The organism is Thermosynechococcus sp. HN-54 (assembly GCF_023650955.1).
Classification (GTDB): domain Bacteria; phylum Cyanobacteriota; class Cyanobacteriia; order Thermosynechococcales; family Thermosynechococcaceae; genus Thermosynechococcus.
This window is the reverse complement of record NZ_CP098039.1, coordinates 1528303-1551302: the sequence shown is the minus strand read 5'-3', so window position 1 is coordinate 1551302 and position 23000 is coordinate 1528303. Positions and strand designations below refer to the sequence as shown.

Genomic DNA, 23000 nt, shown 5'->3' with positions numbered 1-23000 from the left:
ACTACCTGACAAATCGCTATTCAGTTTTCAAGGTTCAGTTGCTGAAGTTTTCAATGCAGACACGTCAGTTCCCGATGGAATGACGTGGAGGTAAGCGGACTCGAACCGCTGACCCCCTGCGTGCAAAGCAGGTGCTCTACCAACTGAGCTATACCCCCAGGCATGTGATATGGGCCATCCTGGACTCGAACCAGGGACCTCACCCTTATCAGGGGTGCGCTCTAACCACCTGAGCTAATAGCCCATGCCTGTCTGCTTAACCTAGCAGAGTTTGAAAGCCAAGGTCAACCTCGTGCTTAGACCACATTGAATCTGTTCTAGTAAGGTGACGTTGCGACCTGAACAGATTGGGTCTCCTTAAAAGGAGGTGATCCAGCCACACCTTCCGGTACGGCTACCTTGTTACGACTTCACCCCAGTCATCAGCCCTGCCTTAGGCGTCCCCCTCCCTTGCGGGTTAGAGTAACGACTTCGGGCGTGGCCAACTCCCATGGTGTGACGGGCGGTGTGTACAAGGCCCGGGAACGTATTCACCGCAGTATGCTGACCTGCGATTACTAGCGATTCCGCCTTCATGCAGGCGAGTTGCAGCCTGCAATCTGAACTGAGCCGTGGTTTAAGAGATTAGCTCACCCTCGCGGGCTGGCAACTCTCTGTCCACAGCATTGTAGTACGTGTGTAGCCCAGGACGTAAGGGGCATGATGACTTGACGTCATCCCCACCTTCCTCCGGTTTGTCACCGGCAGTCTCCCTAGAGTGCCCAACTGAATGCTGGCAACTAAGGACGAGGGTTGCGCTCGTTGCGGGACTTAACCCAACATCTCACGACACGAGCTGACGACAGCCATGCACCACCTGTGTTCGCGTTCCCGAAGGCACTCCCACGTTTCCGCAGGATTCGCGACATGTCAAGCCCTGGTAAGGTTCTTCGCGTTGCATCGAATTAAACCACATACTCCACCGCTTGTGCGGGCCCCCGTCAATTCCTTTGAGTTTCACACTTGCGTGCGTACTCCCCAGGCGGGACACTTAACGCGTTGGCTACGGCACTGCTGGAGTGGATACCAGCAACACCTAGTGTCCATCGTTTACGGCTAGGACTACAGGGGTATCTAATCCCTTTCGCTCCCCTAGCTTTCGTCCATGAGTGTCAGTAACGTCCCAGTAGGGCACTTTCGTCACTGGTGTTCTTCCCGATATCTACGCATTTCACCGCTACACCGGGAATTCCCCCTACCCCTGACGCACTCTAGCGATCCAGTTTCCACCGCCGATCCGAGGTTAAGCCTCGGGCTTTGACGGCAGACTTGGAAAGCCACCTGCGGACGCTTTACGCCCAATAATTCCGGATAACGCTTGCCTCCTCCGTCTTACCGCGGCTGCTGGCACGGAGTTAGCCGAGGCTTATTCCTCAGGTACCGTCATTGTGTTCTTCCCTGAGAAAAGAGGTTTACAACCCAAAGGCCTTCATCCCTCACGCGGTCTTGCTCCGTCAGGCTTTCGCCCATTGCGGAAAATTCCCCACTGCTGCCTCCCGTAGGAGTCTGGGCCGTGTCTCAGTCCCAGTGTGGCTGATCATCCTCTCAGACCAGCTATGGATCGTCGCCTTGGTAGGCCATTACCCCACCAACTAGCTAATCCACCGCGAGCTCATCCTCAGGCCAAAATAGATTTCACCTTACGGCATATGGGGTATTAGCGGCCGTTTCCAGCCGTTATCCCCCTCCTGAGGGTAGATTCTCACGTGTTACTCACCCGTCCGCCACTAGCTCCGAAGAGCTCGTTCGACTTGCATGTGTTAAGCAGACCGCCAGCGTTCATCCTGAGCCAGGATCAAACTCTCCATTTTGGAGTAAAGAGAATTTGACTTTTTGCTCTAGTAGGTGTAACCTACATCGAAAATGTACTTACTTGAGTACCTTGACGAGGGTTAACGCTTTGGCTTTCAAACGTTCATTTGTCTAGGTTCGGAACTCGTTTCGGCTGTGCGCCTCATCGAGTGCTTTATCAATCTAACAAGCCTACATAGGCGTGTCAACCCCTTTTTCGAGATTTTTTTCGGATTTTTTCGAGATTTGGCTGAAACGCTCTCTACAAGCGGCTTTCAGGGCTAAAAAATTTTTCAGATTTTCGTTTCAGGAGGGTGAGCATGTCAGCGTTGGCGCTGCTGGAGGCCTATAGTCGTGCCCATCCGCAGGAGGTGTTGCTGGTGGAGGCACAGGTGGGGGAGCGAGAGGAGGTGATGCTGATTTTTAAGGGGGTGTCGTCGTCGTTGACGGGAGCGACGGTACCAGATGCGGATGTACCGCTATTGCCGGAGGAGGCGTTGATTGTGGCGGTGGATCGCTTGCGGAGTCCCTACACCCCTAGTGCGCCGGTGTATCTAGAGCGGGGAATTGCTTGGGAGGATTTTCAGCAACGGTACTTGGGCGTAAGCTGATCGACGATACCTGTGCTTAGGGGATGGTGCTATGGATGTTCTGCTGCGGCGGTTGGATGTGGAGGGGTGGCGAAGCCATAGTGGGGTGGGACAGCTGTTGGGCTTGCTGCGGGGTTGGCAGGAGAAGAGTTGGCTGTGGCGTTGGATTCCAAGCTTTGGGGCGCTCTTGGTGGGACTGGTGTTGGTGCTGGCGCCGTTGATGCCGTCGGCGATGATTGGGATGCTGCTGGGGGCAGGGGGTGGGTTTTGGCTGCTGTGGACGTTGGCGGGGGAACGGGAAGGGCGCTGGTCGGGGGTGCATTTGCTGGTGCTGCTCTACTGGGGAGTTGCGCTGTTGGCAACGGTGTTGTCACCGGTTCCGCGGGCGGCGATGGTGGGGTTGGTGAAGTTGACGTTGTACCTGCTGTTTTTTGCGCTGGCGGAGCGGGTGATGCGTAATGAGCGGTGGCGATCGCGCTTGCTGACGGTCTATCTGCTGACGGCGTTGCTGGTGAGTGTGGAGGGGGTACGGCAGTGGATTTTTGGGGCGGAGCCGTTGGCGACATGGACGGATCCGGAATCGGCGTTGGCAAATGTGACGCGGGTCTATAGTTTTTTGGGAAATCCGAATCTGTTGGCGGGTTATTTGTTGCCCAGTGTGCCGTTGAGTGCGGCGGCGATCGCGGTGTGGCGAGGCTGGCTGCCAAAGCTGTTAGCGGTGGTGATGCTGGGGATGAATACGGCGAGCCTGATTTTGACGTTTAGCCGAGGGGGGTGGCTAGGGTTAACAGTGGCTGCGATCGCGGGAGTTCTATTGCTGGGAGTTTGGTATTGGCCAAGGTTACCGCTGAAATGGCGCCGCTGGGGGGTGCCGACTGTGGGGGGGCTGGCGATCGCGCTCTGTATTGCTGGAATTGTGAGTGTGCCGGCGCTGCGGGAGCGGGCGGCGAGTATTTTTGTTGCCCGAGACGACAGTAGCAATAATTTCCGGATCAACGTTTGGACGGCAGTCCAGCAGATGATCTGGGCGCGGCCTTGGCTGGGGATTGGGCCGGGGAATGTGGCCTTTAACCAGATTTATCCGCTCTATCAGGTGAATGTGCGTTTTACGGCCTTGAGTGCCTATTCGATTTTTTTGGAAATCCTTGTGGAAGTGGGTGTAATTGGCTTTGGGGTCTTTCTCTGGTTATTGGCGGTGCTGGCCGATCGCGCGTGGCGGTGTTTGCAGGGGTTACGAACCACAGGGGACGCTCAAGGATTCTGGTTGATGGGAACACTGGCGACAATGGTGGGGATGCTGACCCACGGGCTGGTGGATACGATTTGGTTTCGCCCGGAGGTGGCTACTCTCTGGTGGCTGATGGTGGCGATCGTGGCCAGCTTTGCGCCGTTAGGAGGCTGGACAGAGAATACAGCTGCTAAGGATGCAGACGCTGAGCGATCAATCTAGGCATAGACTCGCGATCGCCCGCTTGATCTTGTTGATCTTGCCAGCCGCAGTGAGAGCAATGGCACTGCCCTATCTTGAGTTGGGAGTGATGGATGGGTTGCCGACAGGCGGGACACCGCCCGGTGAAGTAGGGGTGGTACATCAGCATCCGAATCTGCTCAACAGGGGAAAGGTGACCAATCACTTGCTCAAGACTGACTGTGGGGCACTCTAGGGAAAACATCAGGGAATCCACAGGAACGTTCGTATTGGTTGACAAAATCTCTTTTTTCCAGTGTGGGGGCGATTGTCGGCAAGGGGAATCGTAGAAATACGGAGATCTGCTGCCGCAGCCTGTGGAAAACTCCAGAAAGCCTGTGGAAAATTCTGGGGAAAACCTGTGGAAAACCCCGGAAAAACTCAGAAAAATTGTGGAAATCTTTTTATTCTTTTTCCACCGTGATAATAGCCTGTGGAAAAACCCCCTACTTTTTCCACAAGTTTTCCACAGGGGGAAAGTGGCTCAAAGGCTCTCGTAGAGCGGGTTTCTGAAAAGTTTTCCACATTTCCACAGCCCCTACTACTACTATAGGAATATTTAAATAAATTTAGTAGTAGTAGATCCTTAAGATCCTAATAAGGAATAAAATTCTGCCAGAGAAAAACAAGGATGTGATTTCGGTAACTTCGGGTCAGTTAGAAGCTGGCTTAGAGCTTACGGAAATCTTGGTTGAGAGGATTGTGACACTAGGGAAGGTTAGGAAGGCAAGAGCAAAACGAATGGTTGAGATGGTTAGGGGATCGAAACTTCGAAGAGCTTGGGGAAAACGTTGGGGAATTTGGGGAAAACTTTGAAAAAGCATTTGAATTTAGATCCAAACTGCTCTAATGAGGATCTGGTTGCGCCGCGAAAAATTTTTTTTGCCCTGAGAAGCGCCTAGAAGCCTCTGGAAGGGGGGCGATCGCCAGAGTGAGTAGGTTTTATCATTGAGAGGATTTGGCTGGCCGTAAAGGCGATTTTAGCGGGGGAGCATCCAGAACAGCTGAGGAAAGGCGTTTGCCGATAGGATAGTCCAAGCAACGATCGTCCTCAAATGTTATGACACGGATTGTTACCCTCCTAGGCGCAACACCAGAACAGCAAACAGTTTTGGGTTTGGCGATTGCCCAGTGGTTTGCCAAGCAACAGCAGCGAACCTTACTAGCAGTGCCTAGTCCAGCCACATTCCTGCGATTTCTCATTGGTCGTCCCGATCAGGCGATTGGCTGGCAACCAAAATTTCTGTCGGAACGGTTGGCGATCGCAGAGCTTCTAGCCACTGAAAGTCTCAACGCAGCATGGCAAGATCTCAGCCGTTTAATTGAACCCTATCTGCCCCAAGAGTTGGTGGGTAAGGTTTATGCGGCAGAATTGATGATTTTACCGGGGATGGATACGTTGCTAACCCTCAATGCCTTGCGGGTTCACTACAGTAGTGGTGAGTACGATGTGATTGTTTATGTCGGTGGGAACAGTCAGGATACCCTGCGGTTAATTGGTTTACCCCAAGGATTGGCGTGGTACTATCGGCGATTTCAACGCTTGTTGGATCAACTCGACCTAAATGCGATCGCCAATGCCATTGGGGGGCCGATCGCTAGCGCAATTATGGCAGCCAATATTGATACCCAAAAAGTGCGGGAGCGTTTCGCTGAGGCGAAGGAGTGGATTGATCGCGGTGTGCAGATTGCCGCAGACTCGCAACGGTTATCGGTGTTTCTGCTAACGGATGGCACAGCGATCTCAACTGCTCAAACCCAGTGGCTATGGGGCAGTGCTCAACAGGTGAATGTCCCCATTTCTGAGGTCTTTTGTATGGGGGAACCCACGCCAGAGGTCAGCCGCACGTTTGCACCGCTACGTATTTCGGCTTTCCCTACCGACTGGAGCAACTGGCAACGCCTTGTTTCTCATCTTCCAGACTTGAACCAGTTGGCGGCAGCACCCGCTCCCCATGAATTTGATGAGACGCAACAACAGGTGCGCATTTTCCTGCCGGGGTTTCGCAAAGAGCAGGTGAAACTCAGCGAGTTTAGTGGGGAACTGACGGTGGAGGCTGGCGATCAGCGGCGCCACATTGAACTGCCCCCTAGTCTCAAGGGCAAACCCGTTCGCGGGGGTAAATTTGAAGCCCCCTACCTCATTGTTAGTTTCTAGGGCTTTCTAAGGCTCAAGGCGCAGACGCACAGAGTCGCGGTGGGAAATCAGGCCTTCCGTTTCCGCAAGGGTCATGACAGCTCCCCCTTGTTTGCGCAAGGCGGCAGGGGTGTATTGAATGAGACTGGAATGCTTGAGGAACGTTTCTACACCCAAGGCAGACGCATAACGGGCGGCACCAGAGGTGGGCAGGGTGTGATTGGGACCCGCGAGATAGTCACCAACCGCTTCAGGGGTGGAATAGCCGAGGAAAATCGCACCCGCATGGCGCACCTGCTCGACAAGGCTCCAAGGATCTTCAACTTCCAGTTCTAGATGCTCTGGGGCAAAGCGATTGGACAGCTCGACTGCTTGTTCGAGCGTTTCAACAATGCCAATCAGTCCGTAGTGGGCGATCGCCTTCTCAGTGAGGACACGGCGCGGATGCTCAGCCAATTGTTCGTTCACGGCCGTAACCACTGCTTTTGCAAGGGGCAGACTCGGCGTGAGCAAAATTGCTGCTGCCAGGGGATCATGTTCCGCTTGAGCGAGTAAATCCGCAGCAATGTGAACAGGGTGAGCACCTTCATCAGCAATAATTAAGACTTCCGATGGCCCTGCAAGGGAGTCAATGCCAACGCGGCCATAGACCTGCTTCTTGGCGAGCGTGACATACAGGTTTCCCGGCCCGGTAATGACATCCACGCGGGGAATGGTTTCCGTACCGTAGGCGAGGGCAGCAATGGCTTGGGCACCCCCAATACGATAAATCTCTTGAATCCCGGCTTCTTGAGCAGCGACGAGAACGGCAGGGTTAATGCCTTTGCCTTGACCGGGAGGTGTGACCATGACAATCCGCTGCACACCCGCTACCTGAGCGGGAATGGCATTCATTAAAACGGTGCTGGGATAGGCAGCCCGTCCCCCCGGCACATAGAGGCCAGCTGCATCGACGGCGGTGTAACGTTTGCCGAGGACAATGCCATCCTCCCCAAATTGCACCCAACTCTTGGGCACACGCTGGCGGTGGAAGGCTTCGATTTGTTGCTTGGCGAGGCGAATGGCATCGAGGAGTTCTTTGGAAACCTGTTGGTAGGCAGCGTCTAGTTCGTCCCCTTTGACCCGTAATGTTTCTGGCGTTAGGTGAATGTGATCAAACTGAGCTGTGTATTCAATCAGGGCGCGATCGCCTTCCTGAGCCACACGGCGCAAAATTGCCTCAACGGTAGCCTCTTGTTCGCTCATCTCCCCGCTATTAGTGCGATCGCAAATGCGGCGTAGTTCAGCGCGTAGATCGGTTAACTGGGTGATGATCCGCAACATGGTCGTTCACGTAGGCGAGGCAGAGAGTCGGGTAAAGGTTAAAAAACCTTAATCAACCCTATCAATAGCTTACAGCGATTTTCCAATTACAGGGGCGAGCTAAGGCTGGCCAACAATGAGTGCTTGGAGCAAGATCACGATTCACGAGACTGAGCCTTCGGAGTTCGCATCAGGTGGCCAAGGCAGCCAGTTCTGATCGAGGGCTTGTTCAAGGGTAAATTCGGGGGCTTCAGGAATCAAATGAGCATTCACCCCACTGGCGCTGAGAAAGAGTTTTCTCCCATTGCGATATTGTTTGATGAAAATCTCCTGCACAAAGGATGTCAAGCTGGGGCTGACTTCGAGTATTTCCTGAATGTGCAATCTAAAATTCATCACTTCTCGTTGCCAACCCCGCAGGCAGTATTCCCGTTCCGTGTCCCAGTATTTAATTTTGAGGAGGTGCTCACAGAGTCGCATTAAATAGCTCGCGATCGCTTGTTTCTCGCTTCGACCCAAGCTCTCAATCTCCTCAATTAAATTTTCTACATCTAAGTTGTCGAAGTCCCCTGCCTTCAGTTGGGCAACGGTCTCCTTAAGCCAAAGGTAATAGTCTGCGGTGTAGAGGGATGCAGGCTTAGTTTTAATGGGAGAGGTCATACCAGAACGCGTCTCGAAGGCCAGTGGGTTCTATGAATTGAGGTCAGATTGCCAAGGCAGCCACTCCTCGTCTAGAGCTTCCTCTATTGTGAAGTTGAGTGCTTCAGGAATCACGTCAGGGGATAAACCGATCGCCTTCAGCATATTTTTCCTTGCCTTTTGATAGGCGTCTAAGAAAGCTGCATTTGCAAATGGCTGAAGACTGGGGCTATCCTGCAAAATTAGCGCAATTTCTAAACGGAAATGACTAATCTCTAACAGCCAAGCCCTATAACAGTATTGTCGCTCAGTTTCCCAGTATTTGAGCTTGAGAAGATGCTCACAAAGACGCAGTAGATAGCTGAATAGGGCGCGCTTCTCACTTCGACCCAAGCTCTCAATCTCCTCAATTAAGTTTTCCAGATCTAAGTTGCCGAAATCCCGTGCTTTTAGTTGGGCAACCGTTGTATTGAGCCAAAGATAATAATCAGTCTCATAGAGGAGTTGGGTCTTAAGATAAGGTGTCATAGGGAGTAGATAAAAATGGCAACTGGTTTTCTGGTGGAGTATAGCCGAGGTGTTGCCAAGCGCGGGGAGTGGCGACTCGACCTCGGGGTGTCCGTTGCAGATAGCCCATCTGGAGCAGGTAGGGTTCATAGACCTCTTCAATGGTTTGCACATCCTCACCCGTGGCTGCGGCAAGGGTTTCAATCCCTACCGGCCCCCCTTGGTAGAACTCAATCATCAGACTCAGCAGCCGGCGATCGCTCCCATCCAACCCAGCCGGATCTACGTTAAAAAGGTCAAGGGCAGCTCTCGCCACATCCAGTGTAATGCTGCCATCGTGCTTAACCTCTGCAAAGTCCCGGACTCGTTTGAGGAGCCGCAGGGCAATGCGAGGGGTACCCCGACTGCGCCGGCCGATTTCTAGAGCCGCTTCGGGGGTAATGGGGGTTTGCAAAAGGCTGGCACCCCGCTGGACAATCTGTTGGAGTTCTTCGGGATGATAAAAGCGCAACCGCTGCACCAAGCCAAAGCGATCGCGCAAGGGTGACGTCAGAGCACCGGCACGGGTAGTGGCTCCCACAAGGGTAAAGGGATTGAGTTTCAGTCGTCGTGTCCGCGCTGTTTGTTGCTTGCCCACAGTGAGATCGAGGTAAAAATCCTCCATTGCTGGATAGAGGAGTTCCTCGGTCATGCGGGAGAGGCGGTGAATCTCATCAATAAAAAGAATATCGCCCGCTTGCAGGTTCACCAAGAGACCCACAATGTCGCGGGGGCGCTCCAAAGCTGGGGCACTGGTCACTTTACAGTTGACCCCCATTTCTGCCGCCAAGATCAAGGCAATGGTGGTTTTGCCCAAGCCCGGCGGACCATAGAGCAGCAGGTGATCAAGGGGTTCTTGGCGTGCCTTGGCTGCCTCGATGGCAATGTGCAGCACATCTTTTAGTTCCTGCTGGCCAATGTAGTCCTGCAAAGAGCGAGGACGTAAGGATTCCTCCGCCGGGGACTGCTGTTCCTCTGGGGTGGGTTGATTGGAGAGCAGGGAAGGGGGGCGCGATCGCTCCGGCGGTGAATTTTGCGACGAAATAATCGCCATCGGTGCCCCCTAGGGCAAAGCTTAAGCCCGTTTTAACCAGCTAAACATGGAACGCAGTTCTTGACCCACCTGTTCAATGGGGTGTTCTGCTTCCCGTCGCCGCATTGCAGTAAAGCCGGGTTTACCCGCCATATTTTCCAGCACAAACTCACGGGCAAATTGACCCGTTTGAATTTCGTGGAGAATTTTGCGCATTTCCGCGCGGGTTTCATTGGTAATAATCCGCGGGCCACGGGTGAGGTCGCCATATTCTGCGGTGTTGGAGATGCTGTCGCGCATTTTGGCGAGACCCCCTTCAACAATCAAATCCACAATCAGCTTCACTTCGTGGAGACACTCAAAGTAGGCCAGCTCTGGCTGATAACCCGCCTGCACCAACGTTTCAAAGCCAGCCTTTATCAGGGCGCTGAGGCCACCACAGAGCACCACTTGCTCACCAAAGAGATCGGTTTCTGTTTCTTCGCGGAAGGTAGTTTCCAGAATGCCGGCGCGGGTGCCACCAATCCCCTTGGCGTAGGCCATCGCTAAATCACGGGCTTGACCACTGGCATTTTGATAGACCGCAAATAGGCAGGGCACCCCTTCCCCTTGAGCATAGGTGCGGCGGACAAGGTGACCGGGACCTTTGGGAGCCACCATCACCACATCCACATTATCGGGGGGCACAATCTGGCCAAAGTGAATGTTAAAGCCGTGGGCAAAGGAGAGAACATTTCCCGCTTGCAGGTGGAGGGCAATCTCCTGCTCATAAACAACCCGCTGAACTTCATCGGGCAGAAGAATCATAATCCAGTCGGCCATTTTCGCAGCTTCCGCCACGGGGTGTACCGCTAGACCATCGGCACGGGCGCGCTCTGCAGAACGACTGCCGGCATAGAGACCCACCACAACATTGAGACCGCTATCCCGCAGGTTGAGGGCATGGGCGTGGCCTTGGGAGCCATAGCCAATAATGGCGATCGTTTTGTCCTTGAGGAGGTCTAATTGGGCATCTGCGTCGTAATACATGCGCGCCATAGTAATGATGTTCCTTTCCAATTGCATTCAGCAGGTCGTTATTATTTCTCTACCACATTGGCAGAGCTGATATAGCACCTCCTAGAGGGCTAGTTGTGGGAGTTAGCGATGACGGGAATAACGATTGTTGCCACCGCCCATGGCTTCACGGGGGCGTGCTTTGTTCACCTTGAGTTGCCGTCCCATCCATTCGGCACCGTCGAGATCGGCGATCGCCGCATCTTCTTCAGCATCCGTGGACATTTCCACAAAACCAAAGCCCCGCTTACGGCCTGTTTCCCGGTCCACCGGTAAATAGACTTGTTTGACGGAACCGTACTCGGCAAAAACGGCCTCTAAGTCTTCTTGGGTGGCCGTGTAGGAAAGGTTGCCGACATAAATAGACATAATCTAATCTGCTCCAAAGCAAAAATTGAACCATGTGTTGACGTTGACTTCGGAGAGACGACTGTCACGTAACCAACCTTCCCTAAAACCGAACTCAAGAATCGCTCTACTTAAAAAACTCAAGCGGCGATTACTCGCCAACCTTGTCTCCCGATTATAGCGGATTGCGATGGCCTGCGCTGCGAAAGTAGGGATGCTACCCTAAAAGAGGTAGATTTTTTGTGAATCTTAACAATGTCCGATTTACCGGCGGTTGTTGTTGGCCTTTCCGGCGGTGTTGATAGTTCCGTGGCGATTGCCAGTCTCAAAGCTCAAGGGTACCCCGTTGTCGGTCTGACACTGTGGCTGATGAAGGGTAAGGGGCAGTGCTGCTCTGAGGGGCTAGTGGATGCGGCGCGTCTTTGTGAGGAGCTGGCAGTCCCTCACCACATTGTGGATAGCCGCGAAATTTTCGAGAAATATATTGTGAACTATCTGGTCAGTGGCTACGCCAGTGGGGTGACACCGCTGCCCTGTTCCCAATGCAACCGTTTGGTGAAGTTTGGGCCGATGTTGGCCTATAGCCGGGAGCAACTGGGGATTGAATACATTGCTACGGGGCATTATGCCCAAGTGAAATACAATCCCACTAGCGATCGCTATGAACTGTGGCGGGCGGTGGATCGTCATAAGGATCAAAGCTACTTTCTCTATGACTTGCCCCAAGAGATTCTCGCTCATGTACTGTTTCCTCTTGGTCAGCAAACCAAGGCCGAGACCCGTGCCCTCGCGGCGCAGTATGGCCTGCACACCGCCAGTAAACCGGAAAGCCAAGATCTCTGCCTGATTGAAGCCCATGGATCTATGCGCCAATTCTTGGAGCAGTATCTGCCCAGTCAGCAGGGGGAGATTGTCGATGTCCATGGCCGGGTGCTGGGGTACCATCAGGGGATTCACCACTATACGATTGGCCAGCGTAAGGGCTTGGGAATTGCGGCACCTGAAGCGCTTTATGTGGTGGCCTTGGATCGGGAACACAATCGCGTCATTGTCGGCGATCGCGCCACCGCCGGCCGTCGTGAGTGCACTGTGGCACGAGTGAACTGGGTCTCGATCCCACCCCCCAGAGAACCGATGACAGCCACGGTACAAATTCGCTATCGCACCCTCCCTGTCCCAGTGACTATCATTCCCGACGCCAACGCTGAACAGGTACAATTGGAGTTTGCTGAACCGCAATTTGGGGTAACGCCGGGGCAAGCGGCGGTTTGGTATGCGGGCGATCGCCTGCTGGGGGGCGGCATTATCCAGCCCTTTGTGACACCGACACCACAACCCCTAATAGCCACCCACGTTTAAGGAAAGACTGACCATGCAAAAGCGCCTTCATTACTCATCCTTGGAAATTAACCGCCGCGCGGAAGAATTAATCAAGCACTCCGCCAATCGCTATCGGATTACGGTGCAAATTGCCAACCGGGCGAAACAGCGGCGGGGGCTAGAGGCCAGTGAAGATCTCGATGATCTGCCCCTGAAGCCGGTGACCCGTGCCATTATCGAAATGTCCGATGAAATTGCCCAACCGGAGTTACTGGCAGATTAGGCGCCATGGGGAGACGACGGGGCTGGACGTTTTTGGGCTGGGTAATATGGGGCTGCTTGCTGGCACTCCTGTGGTTGCCTCTGAGCAGCGCTTGGAGTGTGGGGCGATCGCAATCTGACCCCAACTTGCCCGATGCCACTGGTCAAATTCTCATTAACCCCCGCTTGGTGGCGGAAACCCTCTATCCGAAGTTGCCCGCTTTCCCGAAGGAGAATCACTACATCCGCCAAGAAAATCGTCAGCCCGCGCCGGAGAGTACCCTCCTAGAGCGATTCATTGTCTATCACACCACTGTCAAAGGGCGATCGCCCCTCTACCGTTTGGACTGGAAAATTTCCCTTGCCGACTATCTCGGCCTCAATGACTTCCTGCGGGCAGAAACTTATCCGGGACGTTCTTACCTGACAGTCAACCCAATGGAAGGGGATATTGCCGCCATTCGCCAACTCAATCGTCAACAACGGGATGCCTTGGTGAGCACACTGGCCACCTTCTACGCCCAGCAAGCGGGGTTACCCACTACCACACCACAGCGTCCCCAACCCCAGACAACGCTGCCAGAACCAACACCCAGACCCCCCACCGTTCTCCCCCCAGTTCCGCAACCCGGCAGTGCCGGACTTTTGGTGCCCCCCGACCCCCCCCGCCCGATGCCCACTGGGGAATCTCGTTTTTTACTGCCCTAGATGTTTGCAATTGGGTTCATGAGTCATGCCTGTTCCGATTACTGAGTTGCTCACCCCAGACATCCTCAAACCTGCTCGCTATTTGGGCAATGAGCGAGGTGCAGTTCATAAGCCGTGGCAGGACGCAACGGTGCGCTGGGTGCTCAGCTATCCGGAAATCTATGAGGTGGGCGCCTCGAACTTGGGGCACCTTATTCTCTACAACATTCTCAATGCCGTCCCCGATCAACTCTGCGATCGCGCCTATCTACCGGGGGCTGATTTGGCTGCTAAATTGCGAGCCACCCACACGCCTCTATTTGCCGTGGAATCCCGCCGTGCCCTGCGGGAATTTGACCTCATTGGCTTTAGCCTCAGCTATGAGTTGGGTGCCACCAACATTCTGGAAATGCTCGACTTGGCCGGCTTACCCCTGACTTGGCGAGAGCGACAACAGGCACCCCTAGAAAAGATTCCCCTCATCTTTGCCGGCGGACAGACAGCGACATCAAACCCGGAACCCTATGCTGACTTCTTTGACTTTTTTGCCCTTGGGGATGGGGAAGAACTGTTGCCGGAGATTGGCCTCGTGGTGGCGGAAGGCAAACGAGCCGGGTTGAGTCGGCAGGCGTTGCTACTGGATTTGGCACAGGTGCCGGGGGTCTATGTGCCGCAGTTTTACGATCGCCAGGGGAATGGCGCTGTCACGCCCAATCGCCCCGATGTACCCGAGCGCATTTTACGGCGGGTGGCCACTCCCATGCCCCACTATGCCATTGGCTTGGTGCCCTACGTAGAAACCGTCCACGATCGCCTGACGGTGGAAATTCGCCGAGGCTGTACGCGGGGCTGCCGTTTTTGCCAACCAGGGATGTTGACCCGCCCTGCTCGCGATGTCGCCCCTGAGGAGGTGATTGCCGCCATTGAAACGGGGATGCGCGCCACGGGCTACAACGAGTTTTCGCTGCTGTCGTTGAGTTGCTCCGACTATTTGGCTTTGCCCGCCGTGGGCGTGGAAATTAAAAACCGCCTGCAAAACGAAAACATTTCCCTGTCGCTCCCCAGTCAACGGGTGGATCGCTTTGATGAAAACATTGCCCACATTGTCGGTGGCACGCGCCAAGGGGGACTCACCTTTGCCCCGGAAGCGGGAACGCAGCGGCTGCGGGATATTATTAACAAGGGTCTGACCAATGAGCAATTACTGCGGGGGGTCAAAACCGCCTACGAACAGGGCTGGGATAAGGTCAAGCTCTACTTTATGATTGGTCTACCGGGGGAAACCGATGCCGATGTTTTGGGCATTGCTGAAACCATCCGTTGGCTAAAGCGGGAATGCTGGATCAAGGGACGCAAACCCCTGAGCTTTAACCTGACCGTTTCTAACTTTACCCCCAAGCCCCATACCCCTTTCCAGTGGCACGCGGTCTCCACCAGTGAGTTTCTGCGCAAACAGGAGCTACTGAAGGCGGAATGTCGCACGATTAAGGGGCTAAAGGCCAACTTTACCGATGTGCGCATCTCCGCCATGGAAGACTTTGTCGGTCGGGGCGATCGCCAACTGGGGCCAGTGATCCGCCGCGCTTGGGAATTGGGGGCACGGGAAGATTCTTGGTGGGAAAGCCTCGATCGCGCCTATGCCGCTTGGACGCAAGCCATTCAAGAAGCCGGTCTCGACTGGAAATACCGCCAACTGGAAGCGGGCGAGTGGAATGTCTTTAGCGGTGGCAGCCACAACCTCGATGCTCCCCTGCCTTGGGATCACATTGATACCGGCATTAGTAAAACTTGGCTGAAGGAAGACTTGCACCGTGCCCTAGAAGCAGTTGTTGTTCCCGATTGTTCCTTTGAGGGCTGCTCCCACTGTGGCGTCTGTGGCATTGACTTTGGCCATAACGTGGTGGTGCCGCCCCCACCGATTCCGCCCATTCAGGGTCAGCCCCAAGCCCCCCAAGAACGGGTGCAACGTCTGCGCCTCACCTTTGGGAAAACTGGGGAAATGACGCTCATCAGCCATTTAGACCTGCTGCGCCTCTTTGAGCGGGCAGTACGCCGTGCCCACTTACCCATTGCTTTTACGGGGGGATTTCATCCTTCACCGCGCATCTCCACCGCCAGTGCCTTGCCCCTCGGCGTGACAAGCTATGGGGAAATTGTGGATCTAGAATTTTACCGCGAGGTGGATGCGCAAACGGTGCTGGAGCAATTGCGGCAACAACTACCGGCGGATGTGCCCCTTTACACCTGTGAAGTGGTGCCCCTAAGTGAACCAGCGGCTAGTCAAGCCCTGCGGGCGGCCACCTATGAGCTGCTGATCCGTACGCCTAAGCCAGTGGATAGAGAGACTTGGGAACGTTGGTTAGCGGACTTGCGAGCCACACTTGAAATTCTCTATGAGCTAACCACCAAGTCAGGGAAAACCCAAGTGGTGAATTTGCGCGATCGCCTGCTCGAAATTCATCTCAATGAGCACCAAGACCACTGGCCAATGGTGAGCTTGATCTACACGGGGGTCTGTCGCAACGATGGCACGTTGCTGCGGCCAGAACATTGTCTTTACTTACTAGAGAAGGTCAGTGGTCACTCCTTAGAACTGGGGGCGATCGCCCGTCAGAAATTGCACCTCGAAACACCATGAACCTAGCAACGCAAATTCGCGGCGGTCTGATTGTCTCCTGCCAAGCTCCTGCCGATTCTCCCTTAGCTGTCCCAGAGATCATTGCAGCCATGGCAAAAGCTGCTGTTTTACGGGGGGCAGTGGCTGTTCGCATCAATACCCCAGCCCATATTCAGGCGGTGCGCCAAGCGGTAAATGTGCCTATTATTGGCCTCTGGAAGCAGGTTTTGCCCCAGTACCCCGTCTATATTACGCCTCGCTTTACCGATGCAGTGGCCGTTGCCACAGCAGGTGCTGATGTGATTGCTCTGGATGCCACAGCGCGATCGCGCCCTGAACCCCTACAGGACTTGATTGAGCGAATTCATGATGAACTGGGCAAGCCCGTCATGGCCGATATTGACTCCCTTGAAAGTGCTGAAGCGGCGGTTGCTGCGGGTGCCGATTGGGTGGGCACCACTCTCTTTGGCTATACCGAAACCACGGTGCATACCCCACCCCCCAGTTGGTCGCTCCTGAGTCAGCTTGTGGAACACCTCAACGTGCCCGTTCTCTGTGAAGGGGGGATTGCCAGTCCAACCATGGCCGCAAACGCCTTGCGCCTAGGAGCGTGGGCAGTCGTTGTCGGTACCGACATCACCGGTATTGATCTCAAAGTGCAGCAGTATGTTCAGGCGCTAGAAACCAACACAGACCCTTTCTAAAAGAGGGGCGACGTGGAGTTTGTTAGACAACTAGCTGTCGTCTTGCCAAGGCGATGCTTGCATAGTGCTCAAGCAGGGTTAAAAGACTCTGCCATTCAAAATTCTCAAGTCTAACCCTATAGAAGCGTATCGGTTTGTATATTTTCCTCTATATTCCGACCGATAAACGAGAGTTTGTGGCAAGATAGAATTCGTAACTACTGATACAGTCGTTAACCTAGGAGCCACCATCTATGAGCCTAAAACTTGGGGATGTCGTACCCAACTTTACCCAAGCCTCCTCCATGGGAGAAATCAACTTCTACGAGTGGGCAGGGGATAGCTGGGTTGTCTTGTTCTCCCACCCAGCGGATTACACTCCCGTTTGTACGACAGAACTGGGCGAAGTGGCGCGGTTACGCTCAGAATTTGAGAAGCGTAATGTCAAAACCTTGGCCTTGAGTGTGGATAGTGTGGAGTCTCACCTCGGCTGGATTAAAGATATTGAAGAAGTCAACAATGTCAAGGTGGATTATCCGATTTTGGCAGACGAGGATAGAAAAGTCTCCAACCTCTACGACATGATCCACCCCAACTCCCTCAACAACCTGACGGTGCGCACGGTCTTTATCATTGACCCCCAAAAACGCCTGCGCCTGACCTTGACCTATCCCGCGAGCACGGGGCGTAACTTTGCGGAGATTCTGCGGGTGATTGATTCGCTGCAACTGACGGACAACTATAGCGTGGCCACCCCCGTCAACTGGCAAGAGGGTCAAGAGTGTGTGATTGTACCTTCCCTCAGCGATGAAGAAGCAAAGCAGAAGTTTCCCAAGGGCTTCAATGCCGTTAAGCCCTATCTGCGCTTGACACCTCAACCCAACAAATAGCCTAGATTAGCCTAGACAAGTAATGGCAACACCCTGAGCTGTTCGGGGTGTTTTTTTGTGCCTCAGCAGCATCCCAAGATAGGATAATCTTGCATAGCAAAACCAAGGAAAGGAATAGAGGCAGAATGCAGCGCTGGATACTTTGGCTCTTGATACCCCTTGTGGTCTGTTTGAGTGGATGCGTCCAAGCAGATATGGTCATCCAGCATCAGGGACAAACTGGGGGGAGCCTAACTTACACGCTGACGCTGCCCCAACCCGATCTACCTTTTACAGAACAGGTGATTCAGCAGGCGCGCCGCTTGGGGGGAGCGGTCAAGGAACGGGATAAAACCCATCTTCAGGTGACGATTCCCTTTGACACCAGCCAGCAATTGGCCACCGTCCTCAACCGCATTGGTGGTGTGCCCTATCTTCCCCAAGTCACTGCTGAGGCAGATATTTTTGACCAGAACTTGTTGCTCTTTGTGCGGGAGCGCTTTCGCTATGACATTGACCTGCGCCCCTTGGGCATTGAGTCCCGTGATCAAGCTGTTCTCGTGGCACCGCAGTCGCTCCTGAAGTTTCAACTTGCCCTAGAAACCCCTTGGGGGGCACGCCCGATTGAGTGTCCAGCCACTACTGCTGATACCGTGGTCAATCCTCATGTTCAGCAGGAGGGCGATCGCCTGACTTGGACGTTGATGCCAGGCTATCTCAATCACCTCGAAGCCGCCTACTGGTATCCGAGTCCCTTGGGGTGGGGTACATTGGCCATTGTTGGCTTGCTGGTGTTGGGCAGCTGGTTGCGCACTTGCCTGCCTAGGAGTCATTCAACCTAGAGTCCCATGAGATGGTCTGGCCCGCCGCAGAGGTGGCAACGGTATCTTGCCTATTTAATAGCGGGGCCTCTGATTGTCCTCAACCTCTGGGTGGCGGAGCAAGTTTATCTCTACTTTGAATACCCGATTAATATCTTGGTCATTGCCGCCATTTTGGCCTTTTTGCTCAATCAGGTGGTAATTCGCCTCTGTGCTCGTGGTTTGCGGCGGCGGAATGCGATCGCCCTTGTGTTACTGATTACCCTTTTGGTGGTCAGTGTCTTGATGCTGTTGCTGCTCCCCCTTGCCATTCAACAGGCGGAAGAACTCCTGAATCAACTGCCAGAGTTGGCGGATACGGGCAATCAGAATTTACGCCATCTAGATCAACTGCTGCACCGCTACCGCTTTCCTGTGGGGGTGAATGATTTGATGGAAGAGCTGACGATCCAGCTCAAAGGGATTGCCACCATGTTACCCGGGGTTGCTATTACAACGCTGACTAAATTTGTTGATGTGCTACTGGTGCTGATCTTGACGGTGTATATGCTCTTTTATGGCAGTGAGATTTGGCGTGGACTCATGAAGTTGGTGCCCAAGCCTTGGCGACAGGTGGTGGATTCCTCCTTGCGTCTCAATATTCGCAGTTTTTTCTCAGCGCAACTTTTTCTGGGGCTGTTTATGTTTCTTGCCCTCATTCCCTTTATGGTCGCTTTCAAGGTCAATTTTGGTTTTCTTTTTGCCCTGATTATTGGTGTTGCCCAGCTTATCCCTGTCGTGGGGGCCACCTTGGGCATTGGTTTAGTGACACTGCTCATCCTCTTTCAGGATGCGTGGCTGGCTTTGAATATTTTCGTAATTGCTGTGGTCTTGCAGCAAATTAAGGACAATGTGCTCACCCCGAAGTTACTGGGGGACTTGATGGGACTCAATCCCCTCTGGCAGTTTATTGCTCTACTTATTGGCGGACGGGTGGCGGGTTTCTTGGGCATCTTGTTGGCGATTCCCCTAGCTGCAACGCTGAAAACCGTCCTAGAGTCTGAGCCTGTCGAAGACACCTAACTGACGGCGGGAGATCGAAACGTTTTGATCACTGTACACACCCCATGACCGCAAATGTTCATCATTACGGCATTCGTAGCCCCGCTAATCACGCCACTCACAAGGGGAACGGCCCGCGCAGGGAGAGCCAGACTTTTGCTTGAAACCCTGCCAACAATCTGTCGGAAGAGAGGACGCGGTAGCTGTTGCAGCACAGTTGAAAGCAATTTAGCTAGGTTTTTTTGTGCTGAACGCCTAGCAAAGGTGTTGAAAACTTGCTGACAAAATTGGGTGCCAAAGTAATTGGCCAGTTCAGCGGCAGTAACCCCAAAAGCAGCGGCAATTAGCATCATCAGAACAGACTGATCTTCTGGGTCCAAACCGTAGATTGTGAATAGGGCTGCGGCTAGCTTAATTTGAGCGTAATAAAAATAGCCAACATCTAAGGGCAGGCCAAACCAACCCATCGCGCCAGTGGTCACACCAGAGCCAACTGACCAAAGAGTGGCTTCATAAATGGCATGATTGGCCATGCGATCGCGATCGCCACCCCAGCGAGAATCACAGAGAAATTGGTATCCCCATTCTCGACCATCTTGAATAGCAGGAAGCATGAGGTTGAGCAACCGATGGGGTATAGACGCTGACGCTGTGGCCATAGGTTTAAGAAATTTAAGTGATGACGTTAGGGCAAATTTACCACAGCCAAAATTGAACGACAATCTAAAAATGTAAATTTTGATAAAAGTTGTTGATTAAGGCGTTGGGCAGAACGGATGAATCTGAAAGCTCAGAGGGAGGCGATCGCCCCCTTGGCAATTTTTCACCCCTACACTGTCAAGATTGTGAATCAAGCCGCCGCCCTGAGGAATCATGAGTGTGACCAATAAATATGAGTTTGCCAGATACTCCGCTCACCCCAATGCAGTCTCATTTCGGTGCATGTTTCGTTGCCCTAGTTCTCAGCGGCAAAAAACTCGTTCAAGTCAAACTCAGGCAACTCGCCTTGCAGCACTGCTTTACGAATAGCATCTAGGAGTTGATACGTCATCAGCACCAAAGGTAGCAAGGTGGTACAAGAACCACATCTGGAACCATAGTAAGCCAGCTCGCCCCACTTCAAAGGCAATGTCTGATAATATGACTTGCTCCTCTGACTGGTTTTGCAACAGGGCCTATTTACTTACTAAAATGTGTGCGATTTTGGCATTCGTTACTATAATTCGCATACCCAACTACAAATCGACGTAATTTAATAGGGCCCGTTCAGATTTGCGGCGTTGGTGAGCAATCCCTTTTCCAATTGATCCCATATCTCGGCCGCCATTTTCTTCTCGATCGCTGCACCTATAAAGAAAAGATAGGGAGAATGCTTGGCTTTAGAAAATGCTTTACGAATACGATCAAGGGCTGCTCGCGCGGTTTTCCAATGCTCGTCTGCGCCTGCTGGGTCTATGCCCCCCTTGAGTTCTCCTAGTGCGATATAAGACATAGCCGATTTATACTCTGTGGCCTGCAACTTATCGGGACTAAGGTTGAACAAACAGATATCCACATTGTTCTTCACCAAAGGGACAGTCAAGTTGTAAATCAAGGTACGCGACTTATCCCCGCTTTTCCAGCTCAGGCCGCGCAAAGACAACTCGATTTCCGAATCGTCGTCAGTCATGTCAACTCACTGTCTGGTCTTTGAATGTTGCCACCTGTAACCAATGCCAGCTATCGCCAGTCTTGAAATGATTGCGCGGGTAAGTTTTCTCTGCGCTAAGACCCCACCAACGTTCCGCATTGACCCGCCGAGCGCGTCGCCACGTATCAGTAGAAACCTAAACACCAATTCTTCAACAAATTTCTCTCCCGCTGGCTCAAGAAAATTCTTGATGAGGCCATTTATGGCTTCTGGCTGTAGATGAACTAGGGCCTTGTTAGATAATCCCGCTGCCATGAGAAGGCCTGCTTCTATGCCCCTAATGGTCAGCAAGTCAGCAGCTCTTTTAGCCCTTGACGCAGCTTCTTGCAATGCCCTTGCTTCGGCGACATGAGGCGTAGAGCGACGGTTCTTTTCGAGCGCAAGAGCGACAAAGCCTGCTCGCGTGGCTTCGTAACTCGTGACGAGATTACCGCTAGATTGAAGGTGGTTTCGGTATGGGGGCGAAGACATCACGATTTTCTCCAGATGTAAATGCACTTGCGTAGGACTTCCCGCCCGTGCTCTCCCATCTGCTGACTACTATTACCTTTGCCGTTTGGAAGAACGAGAATACGTTCAATATAAAAGCCTAATTTCTCTGCAATATCAGAGAGGATCATATCTACCGAAATGCTAGCCCCTGCATAGCGGACGTTATCATTGATCATAAACAACGGTGCATCTGGTTTCAGAACACGCGCGCATTCGGCGATAACACAAGCCATCTCATAAAAATAGCCCCTGACCATCCTAGGAATTCCGTTGTTGTTCAAAGTATGTTGCGCTTTTTGGTCTTCCAAGTATCTCAGGATGGCTTGTAATAGTTCCTGCTCATTAGCAGCAGCCAACGCTGTTTTCCATTGCGGATTAATGCTCAACAAGTCTTTTTCGCGATTTTCCACTGTGCAACTAAGCATCTCTTGGCGAAGTCGCGACAATCCTTGTTCATCTATACCCAACAGCGCAAGTTCCAGCGCGTAGGTGCGCGTATAGTCATAGCGGTTACAGTAAGGCGGAGAGGTTACAATAGCATCGTAGGTGCTATCAGGTAGTTGTGGCAATAATTGAAGACATGAACCATCATACAAACAGATTTGACCTTGAAGTTTTTCAACAGGAAACACAGTTGTTTGATGATTGGGTGATACATCTTCTAAAATCTCGTTTATCTTTTCACAGATAGCTTGTTTAAACTCTGGGATTTCGCCCTTATCGAAAATCTTTCTGCCCTGTGTACGCCCAGACCGATAGTCCCACCGAAGGTATTGACCATCCTTTCGAGTAAAACTGACGGACTCCAGTACACACAGTAAAGCAAAGCGCAAGACAGATTGCACTCTGCTATTCTCGTGTTGGCACGCACCCATATACTTTTCGATGGCTTCTTTTGTTTTTTCGGGATAGGCTCCTTTTGTGATTCGCAGCTCTGGCAAGGGAACGCTAATCTCTGACTGTTCCCAAACCCTTAGCGCTGACCACTGGCGCAATCTCTCGAAGTCTTCGGGAGTGAACTCAGCATCTAGAATTTGTTTGGCCATAATGAGTTCATGCCCGATAGGCAACAATTCGATACCGTCTGCCTCTATAGCCATTGCACTTGCGGCAAACAAAGCTGTTCCACTGCCCGCGAAAGGATCTAAGATTCTACCTGCGTTAATGCCATAGTTATGAAATAGATGCTCGACCAAAGAAGCTGAGAATGCTTCCTTGAACTTGTACCAGCGATAAACAGGCCTAGTTTTATTAGCTTGAAAACTGACTAGAAGCCGAGAGAGTGAAGGCTGAACGACAAATTTATCTTCGAACTGTTGAAACAGTTGTTTATCCAAGCGGCCTACTTCGCTCAGACTAATGTTCTGCTCGTTTGTCAAGACATGAGAAATGTTAGCTTGATTCAACATAAAGATTATCAGACGGGTTCTCTCCCAAGACTAGCTTTCTGCTTGCCAAGTATTTTCCACGGTCTAATACCGGATGTTGCTATCTTGTGTCTCAAAAGCAGTGCAAACGAAGTATTTACTGCTAGTGGTTCTGTGAAACTACTCAAGCTATAAAGTGTGCA

At 52.8% G+C, this 23000-nt stretch carries 20 protein-coding genes, 2 tRNA genes, 1 rRNA gene and 1 pseudogene; 11 read left to right on the top strand and 13 right to left on the bottom strand.

Annotated features, from left to right (window positions below; genetic code table 11):
• Positions 1 to 85: 85 nt before the first annotated feature.
• The 3 genes from NBE99_RS07530 to NBE99_RS07520 all read right to left on the bottom strand — a co-directional run bounded on the left by NBE99_RS07530 (position 86) and on the right by NBE99_RS07520 (position 1850).
• Positions 86 to 158: transfer RNA gene (locus NBE99_RS07530), tRNA-Ala, on the bottom strand.
• Between the two features lie 12 nt (positions 159 to 170).
• Positions 171 to 244, bottom strand: a tRNA-Ile gene (locus NBE99_RS07525).
• Between the two features lie 116 nt (positions 245 to 360).
• Positions 361 to 1850: ribosomal RNA gene (locus tag NBE99_RS07520) — 16S ribosomal RNA — on the bottom strand.
• A 300-nt stretch (positions 1851 to 2150) separates the two neighbouring features.
• On the opposite strand from NBE99_RS07520, the gene NBE99_RS07515 reads away from it, so the two are divergent.
• Together NBE99_RS07515 and NBE99_RS07510 are read left to right on the top strand one after the other, a co-directional pair.
• Positions 2151 to 2441 carry a hypothetical protein gene (locus NBE99_RS07515; protein WP_250681488.1) on the top strand — a complete coding sequence of 97 codons (291 nt, stop codon included), beginning with the start codon at positions 2151 to 2153 and terminating at the stop codon, positions 2439 to 2441.
• A 31-nt stretch (positions 2442 to 2472) separates the two neighbouring features.
• Positions 2473 to 3870, top strand: coding sequence for an IctB family putative bicarbonate transporter (locus NBE99_RS07510; RefSeq protein ID WP_250681487.1), 1398 nt, complete (start codon positions 2473 to 2475; stop codon positions 3868 to 3870).
• On the opposite strand, the gene NBE99_RS07505 is transcribed toward NBE99_RS07510, so the two are convergent.
• Positions 3839 to 4129: a hypothetical protein gene (locus tag NBE99_RS07505; RefSeq protein ID WP_250681486.1), complete on the bottom strand. Its 291-nt coding sequence runs from the start codon at positions 4127 to 4129 to the stop codon at positions 3839 to 3841. The two genes, NBE99_RS07510 and NBE99_RS07505, sit on opposite strands and share 32 nt — an antisense overlap.
• 819 nt (positions 4130 to 4948) lie before the next feature.
• Here NBE99_RS07505 and NBE99_RS07500 point away from each other — a divergent pair.
• Positions 4949 to 6046: an ArsA-related P-loop ATPase gene (locus tag NBE99_RS07500; protein WP_250681485.1), complete on the top strand. Its 1098-nt coding sequence runs from the start codon at positions 4949 to 4951 to the stop codon at positions 6044 to 6046.
• Positions 6047 to 6052: 6 nt separating this feature from the next.
• Here NBE99_RS07500 and hisD read toward each other — a convergent pair whose 3' ends face one another.
• From hisD to NBE99_RS07470, 6 genes are all read right to left on the bottom strand, one after another.
• A complete protein-coding gene (gene hisD, locus NBE99_RS07495) occupies positions 6053 to 7348 on the bottom strand; it encodes a histidinol dehydrogenase (protein WP_250681484.1) in 1296 nt (431 codons plus the stop codon).
• Between the two features lie 141 nt (positions 7349 to 7489).
• On the bottom strand, positions 7490 to 7987 hold the full coding sequence (locus tag NBE99_RS07490; protein ID WP_250681483.1) for a DUF29 domain-containing protein: 498 nt from the start codon (positions 7985 to 7987) through the stop codon (positions 7490 to 7492).
• A 30-nt stretch (positions 7988 to 8017) separates the two neighbouring features.
• Positions 8018 to 8494 (bottom strand): DUF29 domain-containing protein, encoded by a 477-nt coding sequence (locus NBE99_RS07485; protein ID WP_250681482.1) that lies wholly within the window; start codon positions 8492 to 8494, stop codon positions 8018 to 8020.
• Positions 8478 to 9566 (bottom strand): Holliday junction branch migration DNA helicase RuvB, encoded by a 1089-nt coding sequence (gene ruvB, locus NBE99_RS07480; protein ID WP_250681481.1) that lies wholly within the window; start codon positions 9564 to 9566, stop codon positions 8478 to 8480. Before ruvB ends, NBE99_RS07485 begins: the two co-directional genes overlap by 17 nt.
• A 21-nt stretch (positions 9567 to 9587) precedes the next feature.
• Positions 9588 to 10583, bottom strand: coding sequence for a ketol-acid reductoisomerase (gene ilvC / locus NBE99_RS07475; RefSeq protein ID WP_250681480.1), 996 nt, complete (start codon positions 10581 to 10583; stop codon positions 9588 to 9590).
• A 102-nt stretch (positions 10584 to 10685) separates the two neighbouring features.
• The gene (locus NBE99_RS07470; protein ID WP_250681479.1) at positions 10686 to 10970 is read right to left on the bottom strand and encodes an RNA-binding protein; all 285 of its coding nucleotides are present in this window, start codon (positions 10968 to 10970) and stop codon (positions 10686 to 10688) included.
• A 234-nt stretch (positions 10971 to 11204) separates the two neighbouring features.
• On the opposite strand from NBE99_RS07470, the gene mnmA reads away from it, so the two are divergent.
• From mnmA to NBE99_RS07430, 8 genes are all read left to right on the top strand, one after another.
• Complete coding sequence (gene mnmA, locus NBE99_RS07465; RefSeq protein ID WP_250681478.1) at positions 11205 to 12308, top strand: tRNA 2-thiouridine(34) synthase MnmA; 1104 nt, start codon at positions 11205 to 11207, stop codon at positions 12306 to 12308.
• 13 nt (positions 12309 to 12321) lie between these two features.
• On the top strand, positions 12322 to 12552 hold the full coding sequence (locus NBE99_RS07460) for a DNA-directed RNA polymerase subunit omega (RefSeq protein WP_206199840.1): 231 nt from the start codon (positions 12322 to 12324) through the stop codon (positions 12550 to 12552).
• A 5-nt stretch (positions 12553 to 12557) separates the two neighbouring features.
• On the top strand, positions 12558 to 13238 hold the full coding sequence (locus NBE99_RS07455) for a hypothetical protein (protein ID WP_250681477.1): 681 nt from the start codon (positions 12558 to 12560) through the stop codon (positions 13236 to 13238).
• Positions 13239 to 13263: 25 nt separating this feature from the next.
• Entirely contained in the window at positions 13264 to 15855 is a 2592-nt protein-coding gene (locus NBE99_RS07450; RefSeq protein ID WP_250681476.1) for a TIGR03960 family B12-binding radical SAM protein, read from the top strand.
• Positions 15852 to 16538, top strand: a complete 687-nt coding sequence (locus tag NBE99_RS07445; RefSeq protein ID WP_250681475.1) for an N-acetylmannosamine-6-phosphate 2-epimerase — start codon at positions 15852 to 15854, stop codon at positions 16536 to 16538. Before NBE99_RS07450 ends, NBE99_RS07445 begins: the two co-directional genes overlap by 4 nt.
• A gap of 233 nt (positions 16539 to 16771) precedes the next feature.
• Complete coding sequence (locus tag NBE99_RS07440; RefSeq protein WP_250681474.1) at positions 16772 to 17407, top strand: peroxiredoxin; 636 nt, start codon at positions 16772 to 16774, stop codon at positions 17405 to 17407.
• A 125-nt stretch (positions 17408 to 17532) separates the two neighbouring features.
• A complete protein-coding gene (locus NBE99_RS07435) occupies positions 17533 to 18228 on the top strand; it encodes a DUF3153 domain-containing protein (protein WP_250681473.1) in 696 nt (231 codons plus the stop codon).
• 6 nt (positions 18229 to 18234) lie between these two features.
• Positions 18235 to 19269, top strand: coding sequence for an AI-2E family transporter (locus NBE99_RS07430; RefSeq protein ID WP_250681472.1), 1035 nt, complete (start codon positions 18235 to 18237; stop codon positions 19267 to 19269).
• On the opposite strand, the gene NBE99_RS07425 is transcribed toward NBE99_RS07430, so the two are convergent.
• The 3 genes and pseudogenes from NBE99_RS07425 to NBE99_RS07415 all read right to left on the bottom strand — a co-directional run bounded on the left by NBE99_RS07425 (position 19266) and on the right by NBE99_RS07415 (position 22839).
• A complete protein-coding gene (locus NBE99_RS07425; RefSeq protein WP_250681471.1) occupies positions 19266 to 19862 on the bottom strand; it encodes an EcsC family protein in 597 nt (198 codons plus the stop codon). The genes NBE99_RS07430 and NBE99_RS07425 overlap by 4 nt on opposite strands.
• 638 nt (positions 19863 to 20500) lie before the next feature.
• A pseudogene (locus NBE99_RS07420) lies at positions 20501 to 21409 on the bottom strand (AvaI/BsoBI family type II restriction endonuclease).
• A complete protein-coding gene (locus NBE99_RS07415) occupies positions 21409 to 22839 on the bottom strand; it encodes a hypothetical protein (RefSeq protein WP_250681470.1) in 1431 nt (476 codons plus the stop codon). The pseudogene NBE99_RS07420 and the gene NBE99_RS07415 overlap by 1 nt, the downstream one beginning before the upstream one ends.
• Positions 22840 to 23000 lie beyond the last annotated feature (161 nt).

Coding starts and splice junctions, on each gene's coding strand:
- ilvC (WP_250681480.1), bottom strand. CDS start 10,583: ATGGCGCGCATGTATTACGACGCAGATGCCCAATTAGACCTCCTCAAG.
- NBE99_RS07515 (WP_250681488.1), top strand. CDS start 2,151: ATGTCAGCGTTGGCGCTGCTGGAGGCCTATAGTCGTGCCCATCCGCAG.
- NBE99_RS07450 (WP_250681476.1), top strand. CDS start 13,264: ATGCCTGTTCCGATTACTGAGTTGCTCACCCCAGACATCCTCAAACCT.
- NBE99_RS07445 (WP_250681475.1), top strand. CDS start 15,852: ATGAACCTAGCAACGCAAATTCGCGGCGGTCTGATTGTCTCCTGCCAA.
- NBE99_RS07470 (WP_250681479.1), bottom strand. CDS start 10,970: ATGTCTATTTATGTCGGCAACCTTTCCTACACGGCCACCCAAGAAGAC.
- NBE99_RS07510 (WP_250681487.1), top strand. CDS start 2,473: ATGGATGTTCTGCTGCGGCGGTTGGATGTGGAGGGGTGGCGAAGCCAT.
- mnmA (WP_250681478.1), top strand. CDS start 11,205: ATGTCCGATTTACCGGCGGTTGTTGTTGGCCTTTCCGGCGGTGTTGAT.
- NBE99_RS07440 (WP_250681474.1), top strand. CDS start 16,772: ATGAGCCTAAAACTTGGGGATGTCGTACCCAACTTTACCCAAGCCTCC.
- hisD (WP_250681484.1), bottom strand. CDS start 7,348: ATGTTGCGGATCATCACCCAGTTAACCGATCTACGCGCTGAACTACGC.
- NBE99_RS07485 (WP_250681482.1), bottom strand. CDS start 8,494: ATGACACCTTATCTTAAGACCCAACTCCTCTATGAGACTGATTATTAT.
- NBE99_RS07500 (WP_250681485.1), top strand. CDS start 4,949: ATGACACGGATTGTTACCCTCCTAGGCGCAACACCAGAACAGCAAACA.
- NBE99_RS07425 (WP_250681471.1), bottom strand. CDS start 19,862: ATGCTTCCTGCTATTCAAGATGGTCGAGAATGGGGATACCAATTTCTC.
- NBE99_RS07430 (WP_250681472.1), top strand. CDS start 18,235: ATGAGATGGTCTGGCCCGCCGCAGAGGTGGCAACGGTATCTTGCCTAT.
- ruvB (WP_250681481.1), bottom strand. CDS start 9,566: ATGGCGATTATTTCGTCGCAAAATTCACCGCCGGAGCGATCGCGCCCC.
- NBE99_RS07455 (WP_250681477.1), top strand. CDS start 12,558: ATGGGGAGACGACGGGGCTGGACGTTTTTGGGCTGGGTAATATGGGGC.
- NBE99_RS07435 (WP_250681473.1), top strand. CDS start 17,533: ATGCAGCGCTGGATACTTTGGCTCTTGATACCCCTTGTGGTCTGTTTG.
- NBE99_RS07460 (WP_206199840.1), top strand. CDS start 12,322: ATGCAAAAGCGCCTTCATTACTCATCCTTGGAAATTAACCGCCGCGCG.
- NBE99_RS07415 (WP_250681470.1), bottom strand. CDS start 22,839: ATGTTGAATCAAGCTAACATTTCTCATGTCTTGACAAACGAGCAGAAC.
- NBE99_RS07490 (WP_250681483.1), bottom strand. CDS start 7,987: ATGACCTCTCCCATTAAAACTAAGCCTGCATCCCTCTACACCGCAGAC.